Annotated in this window: 23 protein-coding genes; 8 read left to right on the forward strand and 15 right to left on the reverse strand. The window is 61.2% G+C overall.

What is annotated here, in order from left to right; genetic code table 11:
* Positions 1-9: 9 nt before the first annotated feature.
* The 4 genes from EFD55_RS28110 (at position 10) to trxA (ending at position 7,879) form a co-directional block, all read left to right on the forward strand.
* Positions 10-741 carry a nucleotidyltransferase family protein gene (locus tag EFD55_RS28110; RefSeq protein ID WP_125849657.1) on the forward strand — a complete coding sequence of 244 codons (732 nt, stop codon included), beginning with the start codon at positions 10-12 and terminating at the stop codon, positions 739-741.
* Between the two features lie 4 nt (positions 742-745).
* Positions 746-3,940 (forward strand): double-strand break repair protein AddB, encoded by a 3,195-nt coding sequence (gene addB / locus EFD55_RS28115; protein ID WP_125849659.1) that lies wholly within the window; start codon positions 746-748, stop codon positions 3,938-3,940.
* Positions 3,933-7,487 (forward strand): double-strand break repair helicase AddA, encoded by a 3,555-nt coding sequence (addA, locus tag EFD55_RS28120; RefSeq protein WP_125849661.1) that lies wholly within the window; start codon positions 3,933-3,935, stop codon positions 7,485-7,487. The genes addB and addA overlap by 8 nt, the downstream gene beginning before the upstream one ends.
* 71 nt (positions 7,488-7,558) lie before the next feature.
* Positions 7,559-7,879 carry a thioredoxin gene (gene trxA / locus EFD55_RS28125; RefSeq protein ID WP_008528748.1) on the forward strand — a complete coding sequence of 107 codons (321 nt, stop codon included), beginning with the start codon at positions 7,559-7,561 and terminating at the stop codon, positions 7,877-7,879.
* Between the two features lie 72 nt (positions 7,880-7,951).
* On the opposite strand, the gene EFD55_RS28130 is transcribed toward trxA, so the two are convergent.
* The 10 genes from EFD55_RS28130 to EFD55_RS28175 form a co-directional block, all read right to left on the reverse strand.
* Positions 7,952-9,304 carry a bifunctional folylpolyglutamate synthase/dihydrofolate synthase gene (locus tag EFD55_RS28130; protein ID WP_125849663.1) on the reverse strand — a complete coding sequence of 451 codons (1,353 nt, stop codon included), beginning with the start codon at positions 9,302-9,304 and terminating at the stop codon, positions 7,952-7,954.
* A 27-nt stretch (positions 9,305-9,331) separates the two neighbouring features.
* Complete coding sequence (gene accD, locus EFD55_RS28135; RefSeq protein WP_125849665.1) at positions 9,332-10,237, reverse strand: acetyl-CoA carboxylase, carboxyltransferase subunit beta; 906 nt, start codon at positions 10,235-10,237, stop codon at positions 9,332-9,334.
* A gap of 39 nt (positions 10,238-10,276) precedes the next feature.
* Entirely contained in the window at positions 10,277-11,116 is an 840-nt protein-coding gene (trpA, locus tag EFD55_RS28140) for a tryptophan synthase subunit alpha (RefSeq protein ID WP_125849667.1), read from the reverse strand.
* 3 nt (positions 11,117-11,119) lie between these two features.
* Positions 11,120-12,340, reverse strand: a complete 1,221-nt coding sequence (gene trpB, locus EFD55_RS28145) for a tryptophan synthase subunit beta (RefSeq protein WP_125849669.1) — start codon at positions 12,338-12,340, stop codon at positions 11,120-11,122.
* Positions 12,341-12,342: 2 nt separating this feature from the next.
* Positions 12,343-13,011 (reverse strand): phosphoribosylanthranilate isomerase, encoded by a 669-nt coding sequence (locus EFD55_RS28150; protein ID WP_125849671.1) that lies wholly within the window; start codon positions 13,009-13,011, stop codon positions 12,343-12,345.
* A 75-nt stretch (positions 13,012-13,086) separates the two neighbouring features.
* A complete protein-coding gene (locus EFD55_RS28155; RefSeq protein ID WP_125849673.1) occupies positions 13,087-13,845 on the reverse strand; it encodes a M48 family metallopeptidase in 759 nt (252 codons plus the stop codon).
* A 108-nt stretch (positions 13,846-13,953) separates the two neighbouring features.
* Positions 13,954-14,391, reverse strand: a complete 438-nt coding sequence (locus tag EFD55_RS28160) for a DUF2852 domain-containing protein (protein WP_125849675.1) — start codon at positions 14,389-14,391, stop codon at positions 13,954-13,956.
* Positions 14,392-14,535: 144 nt separating this feature from the next.
* Positions 14,536-15,813 (reverse strand): polyhydroxyalkanoate depolymerase, encoded by a 1,278-nt coding sequence (locus EFD55_RS28165; RefSeq protein WP_125849677.1) that lies wholly within the window; start codon positions 15,811-15,813, stop codon positions 14,536-14,538.
* 204 nt (positions 15,814-16,017) lie between these two features.
* Positions 16,018-16,860, reverse strand: coding sequence for a fumarylacetoacetate hydrolase family protein (locus tag EFD55_RS28170; protein WP_125849679.1), 843 nt, complete (start codon positions 16,858-16,860; stop codon positions 16,018-16,020).
* A gap of 94 nt (positions 16,861-16,954) precedes the next feature.
* Positions 16,955-17,908: a glutathione S-transferase family protein gene (locus tag EFD55_RS28175; RefSeq protein WP_125849681.1), complete on the reverse strand. Its 954-nt coding sequence runs from the start codon at positions 17,906-17,908 to the stop codon at positions 16,955-16,957.
* Between the two features lie 177 nt (positions 17,909-18,085).
* On the opposite strand from EFD55_RS28175, the gene EFD55_RS28180 reads away from it, so the two are divergent.
* Positions 18,086-18,370 (forward strand): DUF2218 domain-containing protein, encoded by a 285-nt coding sequence (locus tag EFD55_RS28180; protein ID WP_125849683.1) that lies wholly within the window; start codon positions 18,086-18,088, stop codon positions 18,368-18,370.
* 44 nt (positions 18,371-18,414) lie between these two features.
* Positions 18,415-19,014 (forward strand): nitroreductase family protein, encoded by a 600-nt coding sequence (locus EFD55_RS28185; RefSeq protein ID WP_125849685.1) that lies wholly within the window; start codon positions 18,415-18,417, stop codon positions 19,012-19,014.
* A 66-nt stretch (positions 19,015-19,080) separates the two neighbouring features.
* On the opposite strand, the gene gyrB is transcribed toward EFD55_RS28185, so the two are convergent.
* From gyrB to EFD55_RS28210, 5 genes are all read right to left on the reverse strand, one after another.
* Positions 19,081-21,516 carry a DNA topoisomerase (ATP-hydrolyzing) subunit B gene (gene gyrB, locus EFD55_RS28190; protein ID WP_125849687.1) on the reverse strand — a complete coding sequence of 812 codons (2,436 nt, stop codon included), beginning with the start codon at positions 21,514-21,516 and terminating at the stop codon, positions 19,081-19,083.
* Between the two features lie 135 nt (positions 21,517-21,651).
* Positions 21,652-22,029, reverse strand: coding sequence for a helix-turn-helix domain-containing protein (locus EFD55_RS28195; protein WP_125849689.1), 378 nt, complete (start codon positions 22,027-22,029; stop codon positions 21,652-21,654).
* The gene (locus EFD55_RS28200) at positions 22,026-22,595 is read right to left on the reverse strand and encodes a Smr/MutS family protein (RefSeq protein ID WP_125849691.1); all 570 of its coding nucleotides are present in this window, start codon (positions 22,593-22,595) and stop codon (positions 22,026-22,028) included. The genes EFD55_RS28195 and EFD55_RS28200 overlap by 4 nt, the downstream gene beginning before the upstream one ends.
* Positions 22,595-23,734, reverse strand: coding sequence for a murein transglycosylase A (mltA, locus tag EFD55_RS28205; RefSeq protein ID WP_125849693.1), 1,140 nt, complete (start codon positions 23,732-23,734; stop codon positions 22,595-22,597). Before mltA ends, EFD55_RS28200 begins: the two co-directional genes overlap by 1 nt.
* Positions 23,727-24,431: a Tim44/TimA family putative adaptor protein gene (locus tag EFD55_RS28210; RefSeq protein ID WP_125849695.1), complete on the reverse strand. Its 705-nt coding sequence runs from the start codon at positions 24,429-24,431 to the stop codon at positions 23,727-23,729. Before EFD55_RS28210 ends, mltA begins: the two co-directional genes overlap by 8 nt.
* A 134-nt stretch (positions 24,432-24,565) precedes the next feature.
* On the opposite strand from EFD55_RS28210, the gene EFD55_RS28215 reads away from it, so the two are divergent.
* Positions 24,566-25,072, forward strand: coding sequence for an FxsA family protein (locus tag EFD55_RS28215; protein WP_125849697.1), 507 nt, complete (start codon positions 24,566-24,568; stop codon positions 25,070-25,072).
* Positions 25,073-25,173: 101 nt separating this feature from the next.
* The gene (gene secB / locus EFD55_RS28220; RefSeq protein ID WP_125849699.1) at positions 25,174-25,653 is read left to right on the forward strand and encodes a protein-export chaperone SecB; all 480 of its coding nucleotides are present in this window, start codon (positions 25,174-25,176) and stop codon (positions 25,651-25,653) included.
* The last annotated feature ends 44 nt before the right edge of the window (positions 25,654-25,697 follow it).

Genomic DNA, 25,697 nt, shown 5'->3' on the forward strand with positions numbered 1-25,697 from the left:
CGGATCAGGATGACCATCAGACAAGCCATGGTACTGGCCGCGGGTCTCGGGACCCGCATGCGCCCAATCACCGACACGATCCCGAAGCCGCTGGTGAAGATCGACGGCAAGCCGATGATCGACTACGCGCTGGATTCGCTGGTTGCGGCCGGCGTCGAACGGGCTGTCGTCAACGTTCACCACCACGCCGACCAGATGCTTCAGCATCTTGGAAATTACCGCGGTCTCGACATCGTCATATCAGACGAGCAGGACGCTCTGATGAATTCCGGCGGCGGGCTGGCGAAGGGACTGATGCTGCTAGACCGCGACGATGTCTTCGTCATGAATGCCGATCTCTTCTGGATCGGCGAACTGCCGGGGCGGCCGACCAACCTGCAGCGCTTAGCCGGATTCTTTGACGCCGAGCGCATGGACATGGCGCTGCTTTGCGTCAAAATCGAAGATACGACGGGTCACAACGGCAAGAACGACTTCAGCCTTGCGGCCGATGGCCGGCTGACGCGTTATCGCGACGATCCTGCCAATCCCGTCGTCTATGCCGGTGCGATCGCCATGAACCCTTCCCTATTCGATGATGCGCCGAAGGATGCCTTCAACCTCAACATCTATTTCGACAAGGCGATCGCGCGCGGGCGGCTTTTCGGCATGGTGCTCGAAGGCCATTGGCTGACGGTGGGAACACCGGAGGCGATCGGCGAAGCAGAGGAAACGATCCGTCGGCTGCGGGCGTTCGCGTAGGCTCATGGCGGAGCGGCACCAGCCACGCATCCTGACGATCCCGGCGGGCCTTCCTTTCCTGAAAACCCTGGCGACGACACTTTGCGACGGCCGGCTGACGCCGCTCTTCCGGCATGAGCCCGACGATCCGCTGTCGCTTGCCGGGGTGACGATCTACCTGCCGACCCGGCGCGCCGTGCGTGTGTTGCGCTCGGAATTCGTCGACCTGCTCGGCGGCCGCTCGGCCATCCTTCCTGTTATCCGTCCCCTCGGCGAAACCGATGACGACAGCGGCTATTTTGACGAGGCGCTGCCGGCGACGATCGATCTCGCCCAGCCGCTGTCGAATACCGCCCGTCTGCTGGAGCTTGCGCGCCTCATCCTCGCCTGGCGAAACAAGCTGCCGGAGATCGTTCGCCACATCCATTCGGACTCACCGCTCGTCGCGCCAGCAAGCCCGGCGGATGCGATATGGCTTGCCCGCAACCTCGCGGAGCTGATCGATTCCATCGAAACCGAAGATCTCGATTGGTCGGAACTGTCGAAACTCGACACCGGCGACTATGCCGCCTGGTGGCAGCTGACGGCGGAATTCCTGCAGATCGCCAGCGCATTCTGGCCGGAGCGCCTTTCCGAACTCGGCAAATCCTCGCCGGCGCGGCACAGAAACGCCATCCTCCGGGCCGAAGCAAACAGGCTTTCGACGGCCAAACCCAGCGGGCCGATCATCATCGCCGGTTCGACGGGTTCGGTTCCCGCCACCGCCGATCTCATCGCCGCCGTGGCCAATCTCGCTGAAGGCATAATCGTGCTGCCCGGTCTCGATCTCTCCATGCCCGAACGGCACTGGCAGATGGTCGCGCCGGAACCGGCGCCCGGCCAGCATGCCAATCCCGCAAGCCGGAGCCATCCGCAGTATGGCCTGTCGTCGCTGCTCAAGCGCCTGAAACTGACGCGCGCCGACGTCGCGCTCCTCGATACGCCGGAGGCCGATCTCGACCGGCGCGCCGAAATCCTGTCCCGGGCGCTCGCCCCGGCGGAGGCGACCAGCGATTGGGAACCGTGGAAAAACGACCTGCCTGCGGACACGTTGTCTTCAGCCTTCGCCAACATCGCACTGATCGAAGCTGCCAACGAGCGGGAGGAGGCGACCGCGATTGCCATTGCGCTTCGGCTGGCGCTGGAAAGACCTAGACAGGACGGCGAGAGCCGGGCGGCGCTCATCACCCCGGACCGCAATCTCTCCCGGCGGGTGATGGCGGAGCTTTCCCGCTTCGGTATCCTCGCCGACGATTCGGCCGGTACACCGCTTGCAGTCACACCGCAGGGCACCTTGTTGCAATTGCTGCTGGAGGCGGCGCTGCGGCCCGGCGATCCGGTGGCGATTGTCTCGCTGCTCAAACATCCGCTGGCCCGCTTCGGGCTCGAACGCGACGCTTTTGCTTCCGCCACTGAGGCGCTCGAGCTCCTGGCGCTGCGCGGCGGCGTGGCCGAAGTGGATATCAGCACGCTCGAACCGCTCCTGACCCATCAGCTCGCCGAACAGGCCCTGGACAGGCACACGCCGCAATGGCGAAAGGCGCTTCCACCCGATGCGGCCGATGCCGCATATGACCTTGCCCACCGTGTTACACAGGCGACTGAGCCTCTGGCTTCCGTGCTGATGCGGCAGCGTCCGGAGGATCGCGGAAGAACGTCGAGCTTCAAGCTGTCCGAGTGGGCCGAGCGCACCGGCCGTGCGCTCGAAGCCGTCGCGGCCGATCCGCGAGGCAATCTGGCCGACCTCTGGTCTGATGAAGCGGGAGATGCGCTCGCCGCGCTGCTCAGTCAAGTGATCGACACGGACGGCCAGATGGAGGCCGACGGGCCGCAATGGATCGACATCATGGCGGCACTCGCCGCCGGTCATGCCGTGAAGCCGCGGGCGCTCAGCCACCCCCGGCTCTTCATCTTCGGCACGCTGGAAGCCCGCCTTCAGAGCGTCGACACGCTGATCCTTGGCGGCCTGAACGAGGGTTCCTGGCCGGGACAGACGGCCAACAATCCCTTCATGCCGCGCATGATGAAGACGGAGATCGGGCTCGAGCCGCCGGAACGGCGCATCGGCCAGCTGGCGCATGATTTCGAAATGGCGAACGGCACGCGCCATCTGATCTATTCAAGGGCGCTGCGCCAGGGCTCGACGCCGACCGTCGCCTCACGCTGGCTGCAGCGGCTATTGGCGCTCGGCGGAGAGGCGTTCGAAGCGGAATTGAGGGGGCGCGGCAGCCGGTTCCTGCAATGGGCGGGCCTTATCGATCGGGAAGAGGCCCAGACACCCGCGCAGCGGCCCTCGCCGAAGCCGCCGCTGACGCTGCAGCCGAAATCCTATTCCTTCAGCGAAGTCGGCCGGCTGCGCCGAGACCCCTATGCCATTTATGCCCGCCGTGTCCTGCGGCTCGACCCCGTCGAGGCATTCAACCGTGATCCGGGAGCTGCCGAACGCGGCACCCTCTACCACAAGATCATCGACCGGTTTATCCGCGAGGCCCATATTGCCGGCACGCCCGATGCAGCAGAGGCGATGGAGCGCATCCTTTCCGAGCTTTTCGACATGGAGAAGCTGCCGCCGCATATCGATGCCGTGTGGCGGCCGCGCTTCCGCGAGGTGGCCCGCGCCTTCCTCGAATGGGAGGCCGGACGGCGGCCGGGCATTCGCAGGACACTGACGGAGGTGCGTGGCGGCGTCGAACTGGAGGCGATCAATATCCGGCTCAATGGTGTCGCCGACCGGATCGACGTCACGGGACCGAACGCCGCCGATATCATCGACTACAAGACCGGCTATAACCCCTCGCCCGCGCAGGCGCGCGCACTTCTCGATCCGCAGCTTGCACTGGAAGCCGCCGCACTCAGCGCAGGCGCCTTCCGGGATGCCGGCAGCCTCGTGCCGCGGGACCTACTCTATGTCCGCCTGCGTCCGGGACGACGCTTCCGGGTCGATACCGTCAATAACGAGAGTTCGGCGCGCAGCGACAAGGCGAAATCGGCGATGGACCTGGCCGAGGATTCGATCGACCAGCTGGTTAAATTCGTGGGATTGCTGCAATCCGGTGAAAAAGGCTTCACCTCGCGGCTCATTCCAGCGCAGCAATTCGATTTCGGCGGCCACTACGACCATCTCGCCCGTGTTTCCGAATGGTCGACGGCCGAGACCGAGGAAGACGGCGGCGATGAGTGATGTGACCGACCTTCCTGATGACGACAATCCAGGCACCTGGATCGGCTGGACGACCATCCAGCAGGCAATCGCATCCGATCCGATGCGTTCGGCTTGGGTGTCGGCCAACGCAGGTTCCGGCAAGACCCATGTCCTGACACAGCGCGTCATTCGCCTTCTGCTTGCCGGGGCGCGGCCTTCGGCCATTCTCTGCCTCACCTATACCAAGGCTGCGGCTTCCGAAATGTCGAACCGCGTCTTCGAGCGGCTGGCCGAATGGGTGGTGCTCGACGACGATGACCTTGGCCGGCGGATCACCCAGATCGAGGGCACGGCGCCCGACAGAATAAAGCTTGCCGAGGCCCGTCGGCTGTTTGCCAAGGCGCTGGAGACACCCGGTGGACTGAAAATCCAGACGATCCATGCCTTTTGCGAGGCGTTGCTGCACCAGTTCCCGCTGGAGGCCAATGTCGCGGGACATTTCTCGGTTCTCGACGATCGCGCCGCAGCGGCGCTACTTTCCGATGCGCGCCGCGCCTTGCTGACGGCGACTGCACCGGAGGAAGGCAGCGCGCTTGCCGAGGCGTTTGCCTATGTGCTCAATCTCGGCGACGAATCCGGACTTGAGAACCTGCTCGGCGACATCGTCGCCAACCGCAATGCCATTCGCCGTTTCACCGCAGCGGCCGAACAGCAGGGCGGTGTGGAGATGGTCCTGCGCAAAAGGCTCGGCCTTGCCGCCGACGACACGGAAGGAGGGATCGCGGCGCAATATTGGCCATTGCCGGAATTGTCGGGAGGCACGCTGGAGCTTTATCTCTCGCTTGCCGACCAGAAAGGTGGCGTAAAGGCGCAGGAGGTCGCCTACGGCCTCAGGCTCGCCGGACGCGAGCGCGACGATGCAAGACGCGCCGAGATGCTCGAAAGAATCTTCCTGACGGCGGCCAAAGGCGAACCGAAGGCAGACTCGCAATTCCTGGTCAAGGCCATGCTCGCCGAGGCGCCGCAGCTGGCGGACGCCATAGCCGCTGCCCGTGCGCATGTCGCGGCAAGCCGCGACCGGCTGAAACTGATGCGGATGTACGGCGCCACGCATGCCGCGCTCGTGCTCGCCGATCGGCTGAACCGCGATTACGAGGAGCTGAAGAAACAGCGCAGCCAGCTCGATTTCGAGGACCTGATCACCCGCACCGCCGACCTCCTGACGAAAAGCGGAGTCGGTCCCTGGATCCACTACAAGCTCGACCGCGGCATCGACCACATCCTGGTCGATGAGGCGCAGGACACCAGCCCGATCCAGTGGAGCGTCATCCAGTCGCTTGCCGAGGATTTCTTTTCCGGCGAAAGCGCCCGGCCCGTCGTGCGCACGCTCTTTGCCGTCGGCGACGAGAAGCAGTCGATCTATTCCTTCCAAGGGGCGCGGCCCGAGCGCTTTTCCGAAGAGAGCGACCGAACCCGCCGGCGCGTTTCCGACAGCGGACAGAGCTTTTCCTCCGTCCGGCTGCCGCTCTCCTTCCGTTCGACCGCCGATGTGCTCGAAGCCGTCGACGAAATCTTCAAGACGCCTGACAATGCGCGGGGTCTCAGCGCGCTCAGCGAACCGGTTGTGCATCGTTCGAGCCGGATCGGGCATCCTGGCGCCGTCGACCTCTGGGAGATGGTTGCGCCGGAAATCGTGGTGAAGGAAGAGGACTGGACAGCGCCTTTCGACGCCACGCCGGAAAGCGCGCCGGCCGCAATTCTTGCAAGGCGGATCGCCCATTCGATCGGCGCGCTCGTCGGCCGCGAGACGATCGTCGAAAAAGGCAAAGAGCGGCTCATCGAAGCCGGCGACATCCTCGTGCTGGTGCGCAAGCGCGACGCCTTCGTCAATGCGCTGACGCGCGCGCTGAAGCGCCGCGGCGACATTCCGGTCGCCGGCGCCGACAGGCTTGTCCTTACCAGCCACATTGCCGTGCAGGATCTGCTGGCGCTCGGCCGTTTCCTGCTTCTGCCGGAAGACGATCTGTCGCTCGCCGCCGTGCTGAAGAGCCCGCTTTTTAATCTCTCCGAGGAAGACATTTTTTCGATCGCCGCCCTGCGCGGCGACAATGAGAGCGTCTGGAGCCATCTCAGGAGGTTCGCCGCCGACGGCACCGAGCGTTTCCGCGCTGCCGTCGAGAGGCTGGAGCTGTTCCTCCGTCAGTCCAGGAGCCTGTCGGTTCATGATTTCTATGCGCGCGTACTCGGCAGCCATGGCGGGCGGCGGCAATTCCTGGCGCGTCTCGGCACCGAAGTCAGCGATATTCTCGACGAATTCCTGACCTTCACCCTCGACCACGAAAGTTCCGGCCTTCCCGGCCTGCAATCCTTCATCTCGACCCTGGAACTCGAAGCGCCGGAGGTGAAGCGCGAGCAGGACAAGGGGCGCAACGAAGTGCGGATCATGACGGTGCATGCCTCCAAGGGGCTTGAGGCACCGATCGTCTTCCTCGTCGACGGTGGCTCCAAAGCCTTTACGCATACCCATCTGCCGAAGCTTCGCCTGATCGAATCCAGATCCGGCGAGCCCCCGATGCCGGTCTGGGTGCCCGTCTCCGATATCGCCAATTCGCTGACGCAGAACGACGCGGCGCGTATCCAGACGCTGGCGGAAGAAGAATATCGCCGGCTGCTCTACGTTGCCATGACGCGCGCTGCCGACCGGCTTGTTGTCTGCGGCTATCGCGGCGTGCGGGAGAATAGCGATACCTGGCATATGATGATCTCGACGGCACTGCATGAAGATCATCCCTATGTGGAGGCAGCGACTTTCTCCGGCCCCGACGGCGAATGGCAGGGCACCAGATGGCGCGTGCCAAGGGTAGAACGCAGTTTCGAGCGTCTCGACCACAGCCAACAGCGCGAAAGCGAAGAGGCCTTGCCGGACGGGCTGTTGCGGCCGTTGCCGCCGCAGGCTGAGTTGCCCCGGCCGCTCAGCCCATCCGGAGCCGGAACGATCGTAGACGAGGACGAAGGCGGCCTGCTCGTCACTTCGCCGCTGTTTGGCGAGAAGGAGCGCAGCGATCGTTCGCTGGAGAAAGGCAGGCTGATCCACCGCATGCTGCAGGCGCTTCCTGATATCCCGCTGGACGAACGGCCCGATGCCGCGAGCCGTTATGCCGAGCGGGCGGCCCGGTTCTGGCCCGAGGCCGAGCGGCTGAGGCTCGTCGATTCGGTTCTGAAACTATTGGACGAGGCGGATTTGCAGCCGGTCCTCGGAGAGCAGGCGCGGCCCGAGGTCTCGATCATGGGCACATTGACCCTCGACGACAGGCGCTACGCCGTTTCCGGCCGCATCGACCGGCTTGCCGTGCTATCCGATCGTGTCGTCATACTCGATTACAAGACCAACCGGGTGCCGCCGGCGACCGAAGAGGCGATCCCGTTTGCCCATAAGGCGCAGCTCGCGATCTATCGCGAGATCCTGGCGCCGCTCTATCCCGGCAAGCACATCGACTGCATGCTCGTCTATACCGAGAACGCCTCGCTCTACACGTTGAGCGAAAAGGCCCTCGGTTTGGCGCTTGCAGGACTCAAGACAAAGTGAAATACCGGACATTGAAAATTCGGTACCGCACCATCACATGTGGTTCAACACCCGAGGTAAAGGAGCAGCCCATGGCTACCGTGAAAGTCGATATCAATAATTTCCAGTCGGAAGTTCTGGAATCCGCAGAACCCGTCGTCGTCGATTTCTGGGCTGAATGGTGCGGCCCGTGCAAGATGATTGCGCCGAGCCTCGAAGAAATCGCCGTCGAGATGGAAGGCAAGGTCAAGGTCGCCAAGCTCAATATCGATGAGAATCCGGAACTCGCCGCCCAGTTCGGCGTGCGCTCCATTCCGACCCTTGCGATCTTCAAGGGCGGCGAAGTCGCCGATATCTCCGTCGGCGCCAAGCCCAAGACGGCTCTTTCGAACTGGATTTCGAACGCTGCCTGATCGATATCGCCTATTGATATCACATTGACGAAAAAGCCCGGCTTCGACCGGGCTTTTTTCATTTCGTCCGCTTCATTTCGGCGGAGTGCCGTTGTCGGCAAGCACGTCGCCGACGAGATAGAGAGAACCGCCAATCAGGATGCGCGGAGGCATTGCCTCTGGATCAACGACGGATTTTATCGTCTCCAGCGCATCGCCGACCGTCGACATCGGTTCTGCGACCAAACCGGCATCGTAGGCTGCATTCGACAATATCACCGGGTCGATCATCGCATCGCTGCCGCGGATCGGCACGCAGAAAACCTTCTCGACCAAGCCCGCGAAAGCCTTGAAATAGCCGATCGGGTCCTTGGTGTTGATCATGCCGATAATCAGGAAAAGCGGCCGCGGCTGGCGCTCCTCGAAATTGGCCATGGCTTCGGCGATCACTTCGCCGGCTCCGGGATTATGTCCGCCATCGATCCAGATCTCGGCACCGGCGGGCGCATGCGGCAGCAACCGGCCTTCGTTCAGGCGCTGCAGCCGGCCCGGCCATTCCACGGAATTCATCGCCTTTTCCATCATCGTCTCGGTAACGGTGAAGCCCGCAGCCTTGACGGCGCGGATGGCGGCAGCAGCATTGGCATATTGATGGCGGCCGGGAAGGCGCGGCAGCGGCAGGTCGGCAAGGCCGAACTCGTCTTGGTAGACGAGCCGGCCATATTCCTCATGCGCCATGAAATCCTGCCCGAAGACGGCACTCGGGCAGTGCAGCCGCTCGGCCGTCGACATCAGGACATCGAGCGCTGCATCATATTCCTGATGGCCGATGACGACAGGCAATCCCGCCTTCATGATGCCGGCCTTTTCCGCAGCGATGAGCTCGATCCGGTCGCCGAGATAGGGCTGGTGATCCAGTGAGATCGGCATGATGACCGAGACGGCCGGATCGGAAACGACGTTCGTGGCGTCGAACCGGCCGCCGAGGCCGACTTCGATGATCGCGGCATCGGCCGGATATTCGGAAAACAGGATGAAGGTGACCGCCGTCAGAATTTCGAAGACGGTGATATGCTGCCCGGCATTGGCATCTGCCACGCGTCGCACGGCCTCTGCAAAGACGGCGTCATCCACAAGCTGTCCGCGCCCGCCTTTGACGCCGATGCGGTAACGTTCGTGCCAATTGACGAGATGCGGCGAGGTGTGGACATGGGCGCTGTAGCCGCCTGCCTCGAGCAGGGCGCGGCAAAAGGCCGTGACCGAACCCTTGCCGTTGGTCCCGGCGACGTGGATCACCGGTGGCAGTTTCCGATGCGGATTGCCGAGCCGATCGAGAAGACGGGTAATGCGATCGAGCGACAGATCGAACCCCTTGGGATGCAATCCCATGAGCTTGTCGATCTCTTGCGCTGCCTCACTCACCGCGGTTTGGCCTCTGGGTATCATTTCGGCACCCCGCCTGCTTGTCGGTTATCAGGCGCTCGCCGCCAGGGCGATTGCGCCGCTATTCATGTCGTTTGCGGCAGAAACGGGCTTCTTCGTCAGGATCTTCAGAAGGCGCGCCAGCGTATCCGGAATGTCGTGACGCTTGATGACCATGTCGACCATACCATGTTCCAGCAGGTATTCGGAGGTCTGGAAGCCTTCCGGCAGCTTTTCACGCAGCGTCTGCTCGATCACGCGCTTGCCGGCAAAGCCGATTTCGGCGCCTGGCTCGGCCAGATGAATATCGCCGAGCATGGCGTAGGAGGCCGTAACGCCGCCCGTCGTCGGGTTGGTCAGCACCACGATGTAGGGCTGGCCAGACTCCTTGAGCAGGTCCACGGCAACCGTCGTGCGCGGCAGCTGCATCAGCGAGAGAATGCCTTCCTGCATGCGCGCGCCGCCGGAAGCGGGGAACATCACCAGCGGGCACTTTTCGGACGTCGCGCGTTCGAAAGCCTTGACGATCGCCTCGCCGGCGGCAATGCCGAGCGAACCGCCAATGAAGTTGAATTCGTGCACGACGGCAACGAGTTTCAACCCTTTCACCTTTCCGAGGCCGGCAAGGATCGTATCCTCCTGTTCGGTCTTCAGGCGGCTGTCGCGGAGGCGATCGATATATTTCTTCGAATCGCGGAACTTCAGCGGGTCCTGGGCGACCTTCGGCTGCGGCAGTGATTCATACTCACCATTATCGAAAAGATCGGCAAGGCGGGCCTTTGCCGGCATCTTCATGTGATAACCGGACGCAGGAATGACCCATTTGTTGGATTCCAGGTCTTTGTGGAAAACCATTTCGCCCGTTTCCGGGCACTTGATCCAGAGGTTCTCCGGCACTTCGCGACGGCCCAGCATGGAATTGATCCGCGGGCGAACGTAGTTAGTGATCCAGTTCAACTCGAATTCTCCTGGTTGAATAGTGCCAATGTGGCCAAACTATTCGGCAGCAACAAGGCGCGCCGAACGTGTTCCCGAGGAAAGGCCGCGCACCAGCGTTGCGACTGCCTGAACCGTGTCCGCCGTTGCCTTTCCGTCCTTCGTCAAGCTGGTCGCGACCTGATTGACGATGGCGGTGCCGACAACGACGCCGTCGGCCGAACCGCCGATGACCTTTGCATGCTCGGCCGTCTTGACGCCGAAGCCGACGCAAACGGGCAGCTCCGTGTGCTGCTTGATGCGTTGAACCGCGCCAGAAACCAGCGACGGATCCGGCAGCGCCGAACCGGTGATGCCGTTCATCGAGACGTAGTAGACAAAGCCGGAGGTGTTTTTCAACACGGCCGGCAGGCGCTTCTCATCGGTGGTCGGCGTCGCCAGGCGGATGAAATTGATGCCTTTGCGGATCGCCGGAATGCAGAGCTCGTCATCCATCTCCGGCGGCAAGTCAACGACGATCAGGCCGTCGATGCCGGCGGCGATCGCATCGTCGAGGAATTTTTCGACGCCGTAGATGTAGATCGGATTGTAATAGCCCATCATCACGATCGGCGTCGCATCGTCGGTCTTGCGGAAATCGGCGGCTAGCTGCAGCGTCTTCTTCAGCGTCTGGCCGCCCTTCAGCGCGCGCTGGCCAGCCAACTGGATCGCCGGGCCGTCAGCCATCGGATCGGAAAAAGGCATGCCAAGCTCGATGACATCGGACCCCGCCTCCGGCAGCGCCTTCATGATGCCGAGCGAGGTATCGTAGTCGGGATCGCCGCCCATGAAATAGGTCACAAGCGCCGGACGGCCCTCGGCTTTCAGCTCGGCAAAGCGTTTGTCCATGCGTGCGGTCATGTCTTACAGTCCCATTCCCAAAATCTTGCCTACGGTGAAGATATCCTTGTCGCCGCGGCCGGAGAGGTTCATCAGGATAATCTCATCCTTGCCCATCTTCGGCGCGCGCTTGATGACCTCGGCGATCGCATGTGCGGCCTCGAGCGCCGGGATGATGCCTTCGAGGCGGGTCAGAGTCTGGAAGGCCTCGAGCGCTTCGTGATCCATGATCGGCACGTAGTCGACACGGCCGATATCGCTCAGCCAGGAATGTTCAGGGCCGATGCCGGGATAATCGAGACCGGCCGAAATCGAATGGCCTTCCTTGATCTGGCCATCGCCATCCTGAAGCAGGTACGTGCGGTTGCCGTGCAGCACGCCGGGTGTTCCTGCGGTGATCGAGGCGCAATGTTCGTCGCCCTGCAGGCCCTTGCCGCCGGCTTCAACGCCGACGATTTTGACACTGGGATCGTCGAGGAAGGGATGGAAGATGCCGATCGCGTTCGAACCGCCGCCGACGGCAGCGACGACGAGGTCGGGAAGACGGCCTTCGGCTGCGAGCATCTGCTGTTTCGCTTCGGTGCCGATCACAGACTGGAAGTCGCGGACCATCTCGGGATAAGGGTGCGGGCCGGCCGCCGTGCCGATCAGGTAATAGGTATCCTCGACATTGGTGACCCAGTCGCGGAGCGCCTCGTTCATGGCGTCCTTCAGCGTGCCGCTGCCCGCCGTCACCGGTTTGACTTCGGCGCCGAGCAGCTTCATGCGGAAAACATTCGGCGCCTGCCGCTCAACGTCGGTGGCGCCCATATAGACGACGCAGGGAAGGCCGAAGCGGGCGGCAACGGTCGCGGAGGCGACACCATGCTGGCCGGCGCCGGTTTCGGCGATGATCCGGGTCTTGCCCATGCGCTTGGCAAGCAGAATCTGGCCGATGCAGTTGTTGATCTTGTGCGAGCCGGTGTGGTTGAGCTCTTCGCGCTTGAAATAGATCTTCGCGCCGCCGAGTTCGGCTGTCAGGCGCTCGGCAAAATAGAGCGGGCTCGGGCGGCCGATATAATGGGCGCCGAGATACTTCAATTCCGCCTGGAATGCCGGATCGTTCTTCGCCTTGCTCCACTCGTCCTGCAGGTCGAGGATCAGCGGCATCAACGTTTCGGCAACGAAACGACCGCCATAGATGCCAAAACGGCCATCTTCATCGGGGCCGGAACGGAAAGAATTCGGTTTAGGCGTTTCGTTCACTCTCAACTCCCTGAGGCCATGACAGGCGCATCCGCCTTTTCGACCGCATCGAAAAATTCATCGATCATCGCGACGCTCTTCACGCCGGGCGCGCTTTCGACGCCCGAGGAGACGTCAATACCAGGCGCTTTGGTGATCAAGAGCGCATCCGCGACATTGTCCTTGTTCAGCCCGCCGGAAAGCATGTAGTCGATGCTGCCGTCGAGCCAGCCGAGAAGGCTCCAATCGAAGGAAATACCATTGCCGCCGGGTAGTTCCGAACCCTTCGGCGGCTTCGCATCGAAGAGGAAACGGTCGGCGATGCCAATATAGGCCTCGACCCGCTTCAGATCGTCGGCGGTTCGAACCGAGAACACTTTCATGACGGGCAGACCATAGAGCGCCTTGATCGTCAGCACATGTTCGGGGCTCTCGTTGCCGTGGAGCTGCAGCATGTCCGGCTTCAACAGCGAGACGATCTCGTCCAGGTCGTCATTGGTGGGATCGACGACGACGGCGACGATCTTCGCTTTGCCACGGGCAGGCTCGGCAAGTTTTGCCGCCACATCGGGTTCGATGTAGCGCGGGCTCTTTTCGAAGAAGATAAAACCGATATGGGTCGCGCCGCGTTTCAGCGCGCGATCAACGGCTTCAGGCGTCTTCAAGCCACAGATCTTGATATCCGGTTTCATGGCAGCGAAGTGACACGAAACGCACAAAGAGTCGAGCCAATTTGCGTGGGAAGCTGCATTTAACGCAAGGCTTGGCTAGTCGAAATCAATAGCGTGCAGCTGGCTGCCGTGCCGCTTCAGCCAGGATTTCGCCTCCTCCATGCCGGGGCAAAGCTTCTTGCAAAGCGACCAGAAGCGCGGACCATGGTTCATTTCCTTGAGGTGGGCGACTTCATGGGCGGCGAGATAATCGATCACCGAAGGCGGCGCCATGACGATGCGCCAGGAAAAACTCAAGTTTCCTTCTGAGGAGCACGAGCCCCACCGGCTGCGGGTATCCTTCATCGAAATCGAGCGGATGGGCGCCTTGATCGTTGCAGCATGCATCGCCGCCAGCCTTTCGAGATCGGCGCGCGCTTCCTTCTTGAGGAAGGCCGCTATACGCCGTCCTACATGTTCCGGCATGCCGCTGACGCGCAGTACAGGACTGCCGTCCACAGAGACCACCTCCGTCAAGCCGCGCAGACTGCCGGTGTGCTCGATCCGATGGGAAACGCCGCGCAGGAGGATCTTGCCGCCGTCGCGCAGCCCGGTGTCAGTCGAAAACTTGGCAAGCCTGGTGAGCAGCCATCCCTGGTGCCGATCGAGAAAAGCATTGACCTCGCGCGCCGCAAGGCCTCGCGGCACCGTCATCTTCAAGGCACGCCCGCCTGGTTCGATGCGCAGCGTAATGCGCGTTGCCTGGTCATGCTGCTTGATGGTCAGAGGCATGAGCCGACCGGCGACGTCAAGTGTCCTCGTTTCGGGCGGAGCCAGCTTTCGCGCCTTTGGCCGTGTCTTCAGAAGCGGAAACATGGGTGTTTTCTATACGATTCGCCGGGGAATCTAAACGATTGCCGGGCGCTCAGGCACGGAAAAACCGGCATCGGTGAGATGCCGGTCATCACTTCATTGCTCAAGCCTTCAGGGCGTCTGGAATTCTGCGACCGGGCCGCCATTGTCGTCACGCTTTGCGTTCCTGCGGTCACGCATGAAGCGGTCAAACTCTTCCTGGTCCTTGGCGCGGCGGAGTTCGCGCAGATAGTCGTCAAATTCCTCGCGCATTTCGTCAAGCTTACGGCGCTCTTCCTCGATCCGGTCAAGCTCGGCCTTGCGCCAGTCGTCGAAGGCGACGTTGCCGGTCGAGAAATGCGGGCGGTGACGTCCATGCGGACGGTGGCAGGAGGCAAAGAAGCCATCGGTCGCCTGGTTGACGTCGCGCTTGAAGCCGCGCAGACGTTCGCCGAAGATGATATAGGCAAGCATGGCCAGACCAAGAGGCCAGAAAACCATGAAGCCGAGAATCATCAGGGCAATGGTAGCCGGAGTCCAATCCGGTCGAAGCAATGCTGACTGGTTCATCGTGCGGTATCCTTGCTTTGCGCGCCCGGCAAGATGGCCGAACGCTGAAATCGATGTGGTTACCGCAATAGATGCCTTCAAGACGATTGCCCGCGAAATCGGACAAGACCTTGAATCCGCTTTTCTAATTCAGCTGCCGCTCAATCAACCCGTTCGCCCGCCCTTGATGACGCGCGGGACCGGCGGCTTGACGACGGAACGGGAATGCTGGCGGACGAAGTTGACGATGCGCGGCGCGATCTCGCGGCGGAAACGCGAACCGTTGAAAACGCCGTAATGGCCGACATCCGGCTGCAGATAGTGCATGCGCATATCTTCGGGAATGTTCACGCAGATGGTCTGCGCCGCCTTTGTCTGGCCGACACCTGATATATCGTCATTCTCGCCTTCGACGGTCAGAAGCGCCACCTTGCGGATTGCCGCGGGATCCACGCGTTTGCCGCGATGCATCAATTCGCCCTTCGGCAAGGCATGCTTTATGAAGACCTGCTCCACCGTCTGCAGATAGAATTCGGCGGTCAGATCCATGACGGCGAGATATTCGTCATAGAAATCGCGGTGTTTTTCCGGTTCGCCGTCGTTCTTCACGAGATGCATGAAGAATTCTTTGTGGGCGACGACGTGTCGATCGAGGTTCATCGACATGAAACCCGAAAGCTGCAGGAAGCCGGGATAGACGGGGCGCATGAACCCCGGCTGCGGCCAGGGCACGTTCATGATGACATTGTCGGAGAACCACTGCAGCGTGCGTTCCTGGGCGAGCTTGTTGACCGCCGTCGGATTGATGCGAGTATCGATCGGGCCACCCATCAGCGTCATCGACGATGGCGAAAGCGTATCGTTGGCTTCTTCCATCACGGCAGCGGCCGCCAGCACCGGAACGGAAGGCTGACAGACGGCGATGACGTGTGTGTCATGACCGAGGAAATGCAGCATCTCGATGACATAATCGACATAATCGTCGAAATCGAACGTGCCTTCCGTCATCGGCACCATGCGGGCGTCGATCCAGTCGGTAATGTAGATATCGGCACTCGGCAGCAGCGCTTCGACCGTGCCGCGCAGCAGCGTCGCATAATGGCCTGACATCGGCGCGACGATCAGGATACGCGGGTCGCTGGCGCGGCCGGGCGGAACGTTCCGCGCAAAATGCAGCAGATTGCAGAAGGATCGCGACCAGACGATCTCTTCACGGACGGAAACCGTCTGCTCACCGATCGTCGTCTGCTTCAATCCGAATTCCGGCTTTCCGTAGCGGCGCGTCGTGCGCTCGAACATTTCGAGGCTTGCCGCCATCGTCCGGCCGAACGGCGTCTGGGAAAACGGGTTCAGCGGATTGGCATAGGCAAATCGCATGATGTCCGCCGCGGCGCGAAACGGCGCCATGGCGGCGTGGTTCAATTCATAAAGCTGATAAAACACGGAAGGCGCCACCTTTCTCTATCGAAAAGATGACGCTGATTGAGAGACATCGAATCTTTCCGCAATGCGGGCACGTAACGCAGACTAACAGGTTTTTGTTGCGCGGCAACATGGACGTGCCGGACCTGCACAAGAAATGCCAGAGAATTGATCCCCGGCATGACTATAAAACTGAGAGCTTAAGGTTCAGCGCGTTTAACGTCGTTAACGATCCGCAACGAAACTCTGCTTCTGGCTGCCGAGACTTTCGATACCGAGTTCGACGACATCGCCATCTTTAAGATAACGCGGCGGCTTCATGCCCATGCCGACGCCGGGAGGCGTTCCCGTCGAGATAACATCGCCCGGATGCAGTGACATGAACTGGCTGAGATAGGAAACGATGTGGGCGACGCCGTAGACCATGGTCCTGGACGAGCCGTTCTGCATCGTCTGACCGTTGACCTTCAGCCACATGCCGAGGTTCTGCGGATCGGCGATCTCGTCCTTTGTGACCAGCCAGGGACCGATCGGTCCGAAGGTGTCGCAAGACTTGCCCTTCGTCCACTGGCCGGCGCGTTCCGTCTGGAAGGCGCGCTCGGAAACGTCGTGCGACACGCAGTAACCGGCAACGTAGTCGAGCGCGTCGGCTTCGCTGACATATTTCGCCGTTTTGCCGATGACGACACCGAGTTCGACTTCCCAATCGGTCTTTTCCGAGCCGCGCGGGATGAGCACGGTGTCGTTCGGACCAACGATCGCCGAGGTTGCCTTCATGAAGATCACCGGCTCGGGCGGCACGGTAGCGCCGGTTTCGGCTGCATGGTCGGAGAAATTGAGGCCGATGCAGATGAATTTGCCCGTGCCGGCGACGCAGGCGCCGATGCGACCAGGCGCAAGTTCCGGAAGGCTTTTCGGATCGATCGCCGCTATCCGTGCAAGGCCCGCCGGCGAAATCGCCTCGCCGCCGATATCGGCGACGTGACCGGAAAGATCGCGGATCTTGCCGTCGGAATCGAGCAGCGCCGGCTTTTCACGACCTGCTTCGCCAACACGCATCAGCTTCATGGAATTTCTCCTCATCGAAAACGGATTTGCAGTCACCTATGAACGAATTATTCATCGGTGTCATTACGGCTTTCATGAGAAGCGGTACGGCCTTCTAGAAAATTTCAGAAAGATTCGGACCAACAGGCACGATTTTCGTCGGGTTGAGGCTTTCTACCGAGTAGTAGCCGCGCTTGATGTGATCGAGATTCACGGTTTCGGCAATGCCCGGCCAATCCAGCATGCGGCGGCAGAAAGCGCGCAAATTGGCATAGTCCGAAAGCCGGCGCAGATTGCATTTGAAAATGCCGTGATAGGCGACATCGAAGCGCACCAGCGTCACGAAAAGCCGGATATCGCTTTCCGTGGGATGATCGGCGAAGAGGAAAGGCCGGTCCTCGACCTGCGGCTCGATCCAATCCAGGCAGGAGAAGACATCTGCGAAGGCTTCCTCGTAGGCGATCTGTGTAGTGGCGAAACCGGCGCGATAGACGCCATTGTTGAGGGCCGGATAGATGCGATCGTTGAAAGCATCGATCTCGGCGCGCCGTTCCATGGGATAAAGATCGATCGGATTTCTTGCCAGCTCGCCGAAGCCGCCGTTCAGCATGCGCAGGATATCGGCGGATTCGTTGTTGACTACGGTCTGTCTCTGCTTGTCCCAGAGAACCGGCACGGTGGCCCGGCCGGTGAAGTCAGATGCTGCCCGGGTATAGATTTCATGCATGTAGGTCGTGCCGTTGACATGATCCGGCGTCGCACCTGGATAATCGCCGAAGCGCCAGCCCTGTTTCGTCAGCACCGGTTCAACGACCGAAACGGAGATGACATCTTCCAGGCCTTTGAGCTTGCGGCCGATCAGGGTGCGCGAGGCCCAGGGGCAGATATAGGCAACATAGAGATGATAGCGGCCGGGACTGGCTTCGAAACCGCCTTCGCCCGTCGGCCCGGCGCTGCCATCCGGCGTCACCCAATTGCGGAAACTGGAAATCTGCCTGACGAAGCCGCCCTTTTCATCCTTTGCCTGAACAGGCTGCCAGTCTTCCGTCCATTTTCCGTTCACCAGCATGCGCAATTCTCCGACCATAACTGAGGCGGTTCATTATCTTGCTTCGGCTTCCGCGTAAGGCCGCTTTTATGGAGACAGTCTGTACACCCAAACTGCGACGACGCCGCGCTTGCCAAGCCGGCAAAGCAGGAAATATGACTTTGATGAAATCCAAATGAGACGAGACGGGAGTTCGAAATGCATCTCTCCAAGGCCGTCGTGCGCACCGAACATGCGAGCCGTTACCTGCAGCAGCTCTGCAAGCACTGGAGCCACAAGTTCAGCGTCGATTTCGATCCGGCGAAAGGCCGGGTGCCGTTCAGCGATACGGCCGAGGTGACGTTCACCGCCCACGAGACGACGCTGACCATGACACTTTCTGTTGCCGACCTCGCACAACAGGCAAGGATGCAGGGCGTCATCGACGATCACCTGAGGCGCTTTGCCTTCCGCGAGGAACTCGACATCGTCTGGACGGACTAAGCCTGGCCCGATTCAAATTTTGCGTCCCAACCCCTGGAACAAGCATGACGAAGAGCAACAACCGCGAATCCCAATATCCGATCGATCCGATGTTTCTCGATCGCTGGTCGCCCCGCGCCTTCACCGGCGAAATCATTGAGGAAGCACAGCTGCTCAGCCTGCTCGACGCCGCCCACTGGGCGCCGTCCTCCTCCAACCAACAGCCCTGGCGTTTCATTTATGCCCTCAAGGGCTCGGAGCATTGGGATAAATTCGTCGCATTGCTCGTCGATGCCAACCAGGAATGGGCGAAGAATGCATCGGCACTGATCTTCGTCGTGTCACGCGCCTTCACCGGCGCTGCCGGTTCCGGCGAGGAAAAGCCGAGCTACACCCATTCCTTCGATGCAGGTACGGCCTGGGGATACCTGGCGCTCCAAGCGCGGCTTTCCGGTTTCTACGCACATGGTATGGCCGGCATCAAGCTTGAGGAAATCAGCAACACGTTCGGTATTCCAGAGGGTTACCGGGTTGAGGCCGGCGTCGCTGTCGGTCGCCTGGCCGACAAGAGCGTCCTTTCCGAGCGCTACCAGGCGCGCGAATTCCCCAGCCTGCGCAAGCCGCTCTCCGAGATCGCCTTCAACGGCCATTTCGTCGCGAACTGAGTGGCGCTCGAACAAAAGAAAGCCCCGCCGTCTCAAGACGGCGGGGCTTTTATTGAGGAATATCGGTCAGATATCGAGATTGGCGACGCTGAGCGCGTTGTCCTGGATGAATTCGCGCCGCGGCTCGACTTCATCTCCCATCAGGCGGGCGAAGAGGCCGTCGGCATCGGTTGCATCGTTGACCTTGACCTGCAGCAACGAGCGGACGTTCGGATCGAGCGTCGTTTCCCAGAGCTGCTCGGCATTCATCTCGCCAAGGCCCTTGTAGCGCTGCATGGTCAGTCCCTTGCGGCCGCTGGCGAAAATCGCATCGAGCAGGGCGCGCGGGCCTGAAATCTCGATATCGCCTTCGCGTCGATGCAAAGACGGCGGCGTCTGGTAGATTTCCTTGAGGCGTGATGTCAGCTGGTCGATATGCCGGGCATCCGAGGAACCGATCAGCGCCATGTCGAGCACGACGATTTCCCTGACGCCACGGACCATTCGCTCGAGGCGCAGGCCGCCATCGCTGGTCAGATCGCCCTGCCAGCCACGCTCGGTTTCCTCGGCAATAATATCGAGACGGCCTGCCACTTCATTTGCCAGCGCCAGCGCCCTTGTCTGGTCGCTGACGAGATCGGCGTTGAGGGCACCGGCGATGGCGGCCTGTTCGACAACGGAACGATTGTAGCGCGAATGAAGATTGTCGAGCAGGGTGCGCATGCGCAGCGCATCCAGGATGACCTCGCGCAGATCCTGGCCTGTGCGGACCTCGCCGCTGCCGAGCCTCAGCGCTGCATCCTCCAGGCCCTGGCTGATGAGATATTCCTCGAGCGCCTTTTCGTCCTTCAGATACTGAACCGACTTGCCGCGCGAGACCTTATAAAGCGGCGGCTGGGCAATATAGAGATGACCGCGCTCGATCAGTTCCGGCATCTGGCGGAAGAAGAAGGTGAGCAGCAGGGTGCGGATATGGGCGCCGTCGACATCGGCATCCGTCATGATGATGATTTTGTGATAGCGCAGCTTTTCGACATTGAACTCGTCCTTGCCGATGCCGGTGCCGAGCGCGGTGATCAGCGTGCCGATTTCCTGGCTGGACAGCATCTTGTCGAAACGAGCGCGTTCGACGTTCAGGATCTTGCCGCGCAGCGGCAGGATCGCCTGGTTTTCGCGCGAACGGCCCTGCTTGGCCGATCCGCCTGCGGAATCGCCCTCGACGAGGAAGACTTCGGATTTTGCGGGATCACGTTCGGAGCAGTCGGCAAGCTTACCCGGCAGCGAGGCGATATCGAGCGCGCCCTTACGGCGGGTCAGTTCGCGGGCCTTGCGGGCGGCTTCGCGCGCCGCGGCGGCTTCGACGACCTTGCCGACGAGAATCTTGGCTTCGCTCGGATGTTCTTCGAACCAGGTGTTCAGTGCCTCGTTGACGAGACTTTCGACAACAGGACGGACTTCCGAGGAAACAAGCTTGTCCTTGGTCTGCGAGGAGAATTTCGGATCCGGCACCTTGACCGACAAGACGGCCGTCAGGCCTTCACGGCAATCTTCGCCCTGCAGCGTCACCTTTTCCCTTTTGGTGATGCCGGAACTGTCGGCATAGGAAACGACCTGACGCGTCAGCGCCGCGCGAAAGCCGGCCATATGCGTGCCGCCGTCGCGCTGGGGAATGTTGTTGGTGAAGCAAAGCACGTTCTCATGATAGCTGTCGTTCCACCACATCGCGACTTCGACGGTGATGCCGTCTTTTTCGCCGCGGATGGCGACCGGCTTGTCGACGAGCGACTTCTTGGCTCGGTCGAGATAGGCGACGAAAGCCTCGAGGCCGCCGTCATAACGCAGTTCTTCCTGCTTGATATCGGAATGGCGCTTGTCAGTCAGCAGGATACGCACGCCCGAGTTCAGGAAAGCGAGCTCGCGAAGGCGATGCTCCAGCGTTCCGTAGTCGAATTCCGTCATAGTGAAGGTGTCGGTGCTCGGCATGAAGCTTACTTCTGTGCCGGTCTCATTGGGCGCTTCGCCCGTAACCTTCAGCGGAGCATCGGCCACGCCATGGGTGAAACTCATTTCGTGGATCTTGTCGTGGCGGCGGATCTTCAGCTTCAGCCAGACGGAAAGCGCATTGACGACGGAAACGCCGACGCCGTGCAGGCCGCCGGAGACCTTGTAGGAATTCTGGTCGAATTTGCCGCCGGCATGGAGCTGCGTCATGATGACTTCGGCCGCCGAGACGCCTTCGCCGGTATGGATGTCCGTCGGAATGCCGCGGCCGTTGTCGGTGACCGTAACCGAGCCGTCCGGATTGAGCGTGACGGTGACGATGTCGGCATGACCGGCCAGCGCTTCGTCGATCGCGTTGTCGACGACTTCATAGACCATGTGATGAAGGCCGGAGCCATCGTCGGTATCGCCGATATACATGCCGGGGCGCTTGCGCACAGCATCCAGGCCCTTCAGGACCTTGATGGAATCTGCGCCATATTCGGTGCTTACGCCGTTTTCCGTCGCGGATGTATCGCTCATTCTGTCGAGATTTTCCCTGTTGTCGTAAAGCGGCGGCGCGCCTTGCGAATCACCGGCTTTCTTCACTTTCGTATATAGGTTTTTTAAGGTGAGTTCCCAATGGCAAGTCCCCTGAACAAGGCATAAAACAGGGGATTATGACGCTTTTCCGTCGCCTTTGCCGCCATTTTCGAGAAGTGCCGATAGCCGGGCTATGTCGGCGCTGTCAAGGCTGCGAATCTGGCGCGCCAGGCGGTTGGCAAATTCGGTGTGTTCGGAGGGCAGGCCGGAGGTGTCGATGACGACGCGCGGGTCCGAAGAACGGGCCAGCAGAAACAGCTCCTCGGCCTCGTCCCAGATGATGTTGAAATAACCGGCGATGCGCTGCAGCAGATCGAATGTCGGCAGGCCGCGCTTTCCATGCTCGAGCGCGGAGAGATAGGCGGGGGAGACGTTCAGCGCTTGTGCCATTTCTTTCTGCGAGACGCCCTTGCGCGCTCTCAGCCTGCGAACCGCCTCTCCGAAAGGTGTCATGGCCTTTCCCCATGCCGCCGGGAAAGGCGGATATAGAGCGCGCCCTCACCACCATGATGCTGTGCGGCCGGCTCATAAGAGGAGATCAGGTAGCGGAATTCCGGCTTCGAGAACCAGAGGGGCACGGCCCGCTTCAAAGCCCCCTCGCTGCCCATCGAACTGCCCTTGCCGGTGATGACGAGCACATGGCGCATGCCGCGCTCATGGGCGCGGATCAGAAAATCGAGAAGGATGGCATGGGCCTCGCTCTGCACCAGCCCATGCAGGTCGATGCGCGCCTCGAGCGCCAGCCGGCCCTTGGCGATCTTGCGCTTGACCGGCCTCTCCAGCGGGTGATGCACTCCGGCCGACGGTTTCGCCGCCGAAGGTGTTACCGCCTGTGGCGCGATCGGCGACGCGGCTGTCTGTTTTTCGGCTTTCTCCTGCTCGACCGCCGCTTCCGCTTGCGCGAGAAAGACATCGAGCTCGGTCAGTTCACCCGCCTTGCCGGGCATCGGACGCGTGCTGCGGGCGACCTTGCCCCAGAGGATCCTCTCATCGGCGCTGAGCTTACGGTCCCTCGCCATCAGCTGAATCGTCCGGCGGCGGCATTGGGGATGAGGATGGTGAAATCGGCATCATTGCGGACGGTGCCGGCACTTTCGCCGGCCATATCCCCCGAGCCGGTGAAAATATCGCCGCGCGCCGGCCCGACAATCGCCGATCCAGTATCGAGCGCCAGCATCAGCCGGCCGAAGGGCCGGCCCTCATCGAGATGGACGAGGCTTTCGGCGCGGATGAAAAAGGGAAAGCCGAACGTATGGATCATCCGATCGACCGCAAGCGAGCGACCGGCGAGAAGCGGCACTTTTGCGGCGGCGATCGGACCCGCCTCAAGATCGGCGGTTCGCAGGCTAGGAGCCCGCGAGGGCGTCTCGCGGAAGAAAATATAGGAGCGATTGTGCCAAAGCACCTCGTCCACCTGCTCGGGATTGCGCGCTAGCCAGGCGCGGATCGACTGCATCGAAATCTTGGCCCGGTCGATCTCCCCGCGCTCGATCAGCAGCTTGCCGATGGCCGAGAACGGATGGCCGGCCTTTGCCGCATAGGTGATGCGGCCGATGCGGCCGTCGCTGTAACGCAGGCGGGCGGCACCCTGCACATGCACGAAGAAGACATCGACCTTTGATTTCGCCCAGGCGATTTCGAGGCCCCGGCCTTCGAGAAAACCTTCGTCGATGGCGCGACGATCCGGATAGGCGCTGATGCGTCCGTCATGCAGACGGCCGAACACATAGGTCTCACCCAACTCGGCGGGGCGGTTGGCGTCGTCGAGATCGATCAGACCGTCCGGGCGGCGGTAGAAGGGAAAGCGGAAAATCTCGTCCGGCTTTTCCGACACATCGATCTCAGGTTCGTAGAAAGCGGTAACGAAGCCAGAATTGCTGTCTTTTCGGCGGATCAAAAAGGGCCGACAGTGCCTTTCAAAAAAAGCGCGTGCCGATGCCGGCGATGAGGGCGTGAAATCTTCGGCGGCCCTCAGAAGCGGAAGCAGGTCTTCCGAACTCAGGCCGAGCGATCCGGTGCGATAGGGTTTGACCTCGGTGATCTGCCGCCGGCAGCGCCGCATAACTTCAAAAAGGCCGGAGGGATCGTCATCCTTCCAGCCTTCCAAAATGTCGAAGCTCACAGCCTGCAGGACGAAGTCCGATGCCTGGTCACTCATGTTCCGATTCGGTCGCCACAAGTTTCCAGTTCGGGTCACGCGAGCGGGTGTCGCGGGCGAAGGTCCAGAGGTCGTTGACCTCGGCGACGTTTTCAGCGTCGCCTTCGATCAGCGCATCCGCCTTGTCATAGGTCGCCGATATGAGCTGGCTGACGATACGCACGGTGATCTGGGCTTCGCTGCCCTTCGTCTCCGCATGGGTGATTTCGGCCTTGTCGATGCCGACGAAGGTGGATTTCACCTTTTCGCCGCGCGCTTCGCGATCGGCGATCGCCGTCTCGAACCCATCATAGACCTCGCGGGACAAAAGGTTCTTCAGCGCTTTCCGGTCGCCATCGGCGTAGGCCATGACGATCATCTCGTACGCCATGCGGGCGCCGTTCAGAAACTCCTTCGGATTGAACGAGGCATCGGCCTTGTTCAGGGCGCGCAGCGATTCGTTGAGTGGCGTTCCGGGCGCAGCGAAGGCATCGATGGCGGAGAAGCGATCGTCATCCTCGGCCGTCGCGTCGCGTCGCGGCAGCGTCACGACCTTGCCGGCATCGGCGGCTTCTGCCGGAGCCGCATCCCGCGGCGTATAGAGATCGCGCGGCGGCTTCTCATTTCCCGTGCGGCGTCCGAGAACGGAGCGGAGCTGAAAGAAAATCAGCACTGCCGCCACCAGGAAGAATAATGTGATGAAGTCATTCGAACTCATATCGTATCGCAACCGCCGTTAACATCTCTGATTTGTACTCCCATATAGTCCGCCTATACAGATGATTCAAATGATGGCTGGCATCTTCGCCGGCGCCCGAGAGGAGACCGGCAAAGCCCGGGGAAATGACGACCATGCGTTTTTCGATCCTGCCAGCTTTTATCCTGCTGATGCCGCTTGCCGAAATTGCCGGCTTCGTCGTCGTCGGCCGGACGATCGGACTGGCGCTGACGCTTGCGCTCGTCATGGCGAGCTTCGTTATCGGCGTGATCCTGCTGCGTAAACAGGGCATCGGCATCCTCCGTCGCATGTCGAGCGAAGGCCGAAACGGCGTGATGCCGGGCCGCGAGCTGCTGCAGCCCGCAATGAACGTCATCGCCGCGCTGCTCCTGATCATTCCCGGCTTCCTCTCAGATATCATCGCGATCCTCATCCTCATTCCGCCGGTGCGCGATTTCGTCTGGCGGGCGATCGCCAAGCGCTTCGTCGTCGTCAACGCCAAGGGCGGCTTTTCCCCCGGCCCGCAAAACGACTTCCGCGACCGCAAGCCGAATTCGAAGGTGGTCGATCTCGACGAGGAGGACTATCATAGGGATCCGAAGCCCAACTCGCCCTGGTCCGGCAAACATCTCGGCGATTAAGGCACTACGGCCGTTTGATCGCGGCCAGCGCCCAGGGTTGTAAGCCCTTCCCTGAAATGTTAGATGGCGGCACCATTCCCATGCCCCTCGAGGAAAAGCCAATGGCAGACGATAACAACAACGGTGCGAGCAGCCCCACTCTTTCGATCCTTGCGCAATATACCAAGGACCTCTCCTTCGAAAATCCGGGCGCGCCGCGTTCGCTGCAGGCTCGCGACAAGGCGCCGACGATCAATATCAATGTGAACGTCAACGCCAACCCGCTTTCCGATACGGATTTCGACGTCGTGCTGTCGCTGAATGCCGAAGCGAAGGACGGCGACAAGACGGTCTTCCATACCGAGCTCGTCTATGGCGGTGTCTTCCGCGTTGCCGGTTTCCCGCAGGAGCACATGCTGCCGGTTCTCTTCATCGAGTGCCCGCGCATGCTCTTCCCCTTCGCCCGTCAGATCATCGCCGACGTTACCCGCAACGGCGGTTTCCCGCCGCTGATGATCGACCCGATCGACTTCACGCAGATGTTCGCTCAGCGCGTCTCCGAAGAACAGGCTCGCGCCAAGGTTCAGGCCGTTCCGAACTGATCGAAGCTTTTCGGTTTGAAATGCTGATGCCCGGGCAAGTCCCG

This window comes from Rhizobium pisi, assembly GCF_003938655.1.
Classification (GTDB): Bacteria; Pseudomonadota; Alphaproteobacteria; order Rhizobiales; family Rhizobiaceae; genus Rhizobium; species Rhizobium pisi.

Bases quoted from the DNA above. Each gene is read 5' to 3' on its own strand.
- EFD55_RS28160 (WP_125849675.1), bottom strand. From the start codon at position 14,391: ATGAACCAGTCAGCATTGCTTCGACCGGATTGGACTCCGGCTACCATT.
- secB (WP_125849699.1), top strand. From the start codon at position 25,174: ATGGCAGACGATAACAACAACGGTGCGAGCAGCCCCACTCTTTCGATC.
- EFD55_RS28170 (WP_125849679.1), bottom strand. From the start codon at position 16,860: ATGAAGCTGATGCGTGTTGGCGAAGCAGGTCGTGAAAAGCCGGCGCTG.
- EFD55_RS28215 (WP_125849697.1), top strand. From the start codon at position 24,566: ATGCGTTTTTCGATCCTGCCAGCTTTTATCCTGCTGATGCCGCTTGCC.
- mltA (WP_125849693.1), bottom strand. From the start codon at position 23,734: ATGAGTGACCAGGCATCGGACTTCGTCCTGCAGGCTGTGAGCTTCGAC.
- trpA (WP_125849667.1), bottom strand. From the start codon at position 11,116: ATGACCGCACGCATGGACAAACGCTTTGCCGAGCTGAAAGCCGAGGGC.
- EFD55_RS28175 (WP_125849681.1), bottom strand. From the start codon at position 17,908: ATGCTGGTGAACGGAAAATGGACGGAAGACTGGCAGCCTGTTCAGGCA.
- EFD55_RS28130 (WP_125849663.1), bottom strand. From the start codon at position 9,304: ATGATACCCAGAGGCCAAACCGCGGTGAGTGAGGCAGCGCAAGAGATC.
- EFD55_RS28180 (WP_125849683.1), top strand. From the start codon at position 18,086: ATGCATCTCTCCAAGGCCGTCGTGCGCACCGAACATGCGAGCCGTTAC.
- EFD55_RS28200 (WP_125849691.1), bottom strand. From the start codon at position 22,595: ATGGCGAGGGACCGTAAGCTCAGCGCCGATGAGAGGATCCTCTGGGGC.
- gyrB (WP_125849687.1), bottom strand. From the start codon at position 21,516: ATGAGCGATACATCCGCGACGGAAAACGGCGTAAGCACCGAATATGGC.
- addA (WP_125849661.1), top strand. From the start codon at position 3,933: ATGAGTGATGTGACCGACCTTCCTGATGACGACAATCCAGGCACCTGG.
- EFD55_RS28150 (WP_125849671.1), bottom strand. From the start codon at position 13,011: ATGAAACCGGATATCAAGATCTGTGGCTTGAAGACGCCTGAAGCCGTT.
- EFD55_RS28110 (WP_125849657.1), top strand. From the start codon at position 10: ATGACCATCAGACAAGCCATGGTACTGGCCGCGGGTCTCGGGACCCGC.
- trxA (WP_008528748.1), top strand. From the start codon at position 7,559: ATGGCTACCGTGAAAGTCGATATCAATAATTTCCAGTCGGAAGTTCTG.
- EFD55_RS28155 (WP_125849673.1), bottom strand. From the start codon at position 13,845: ATGTTTCCGCTTCTGAAGACACGGCCAAAGGCGCGAAAGCTGGCTCCG.
- EFD55_RS28185 (WP_125849685.1), top strand. From the start codon at position 18,415: ATGACGAAGAGCAACAACCGCGAATCCCAATATCCGATCGATCCGATG.
- addB (WP_125849659.1), top strand. From the start codon at position 746: ATGGCGGAGCGGCACCAGCCACGCATCCTGACGATCCCGGCGGGCCTT.
- EFD55_RS28195 (WP_125849689.1), bottom strand. From the start codon at position 22,029: ATGACACCTTTCGGAGAGGCGGTTCGCAGGCTGAGAGCGCGCAAGGGC.
- EFD55_RS28210 (WP_125849695.1), bottom strand. From the start codon at position 24,431: ATGAGTTCGAATGACTTCATCACATTATTCTTCCTGGTGGCGGCAGTG.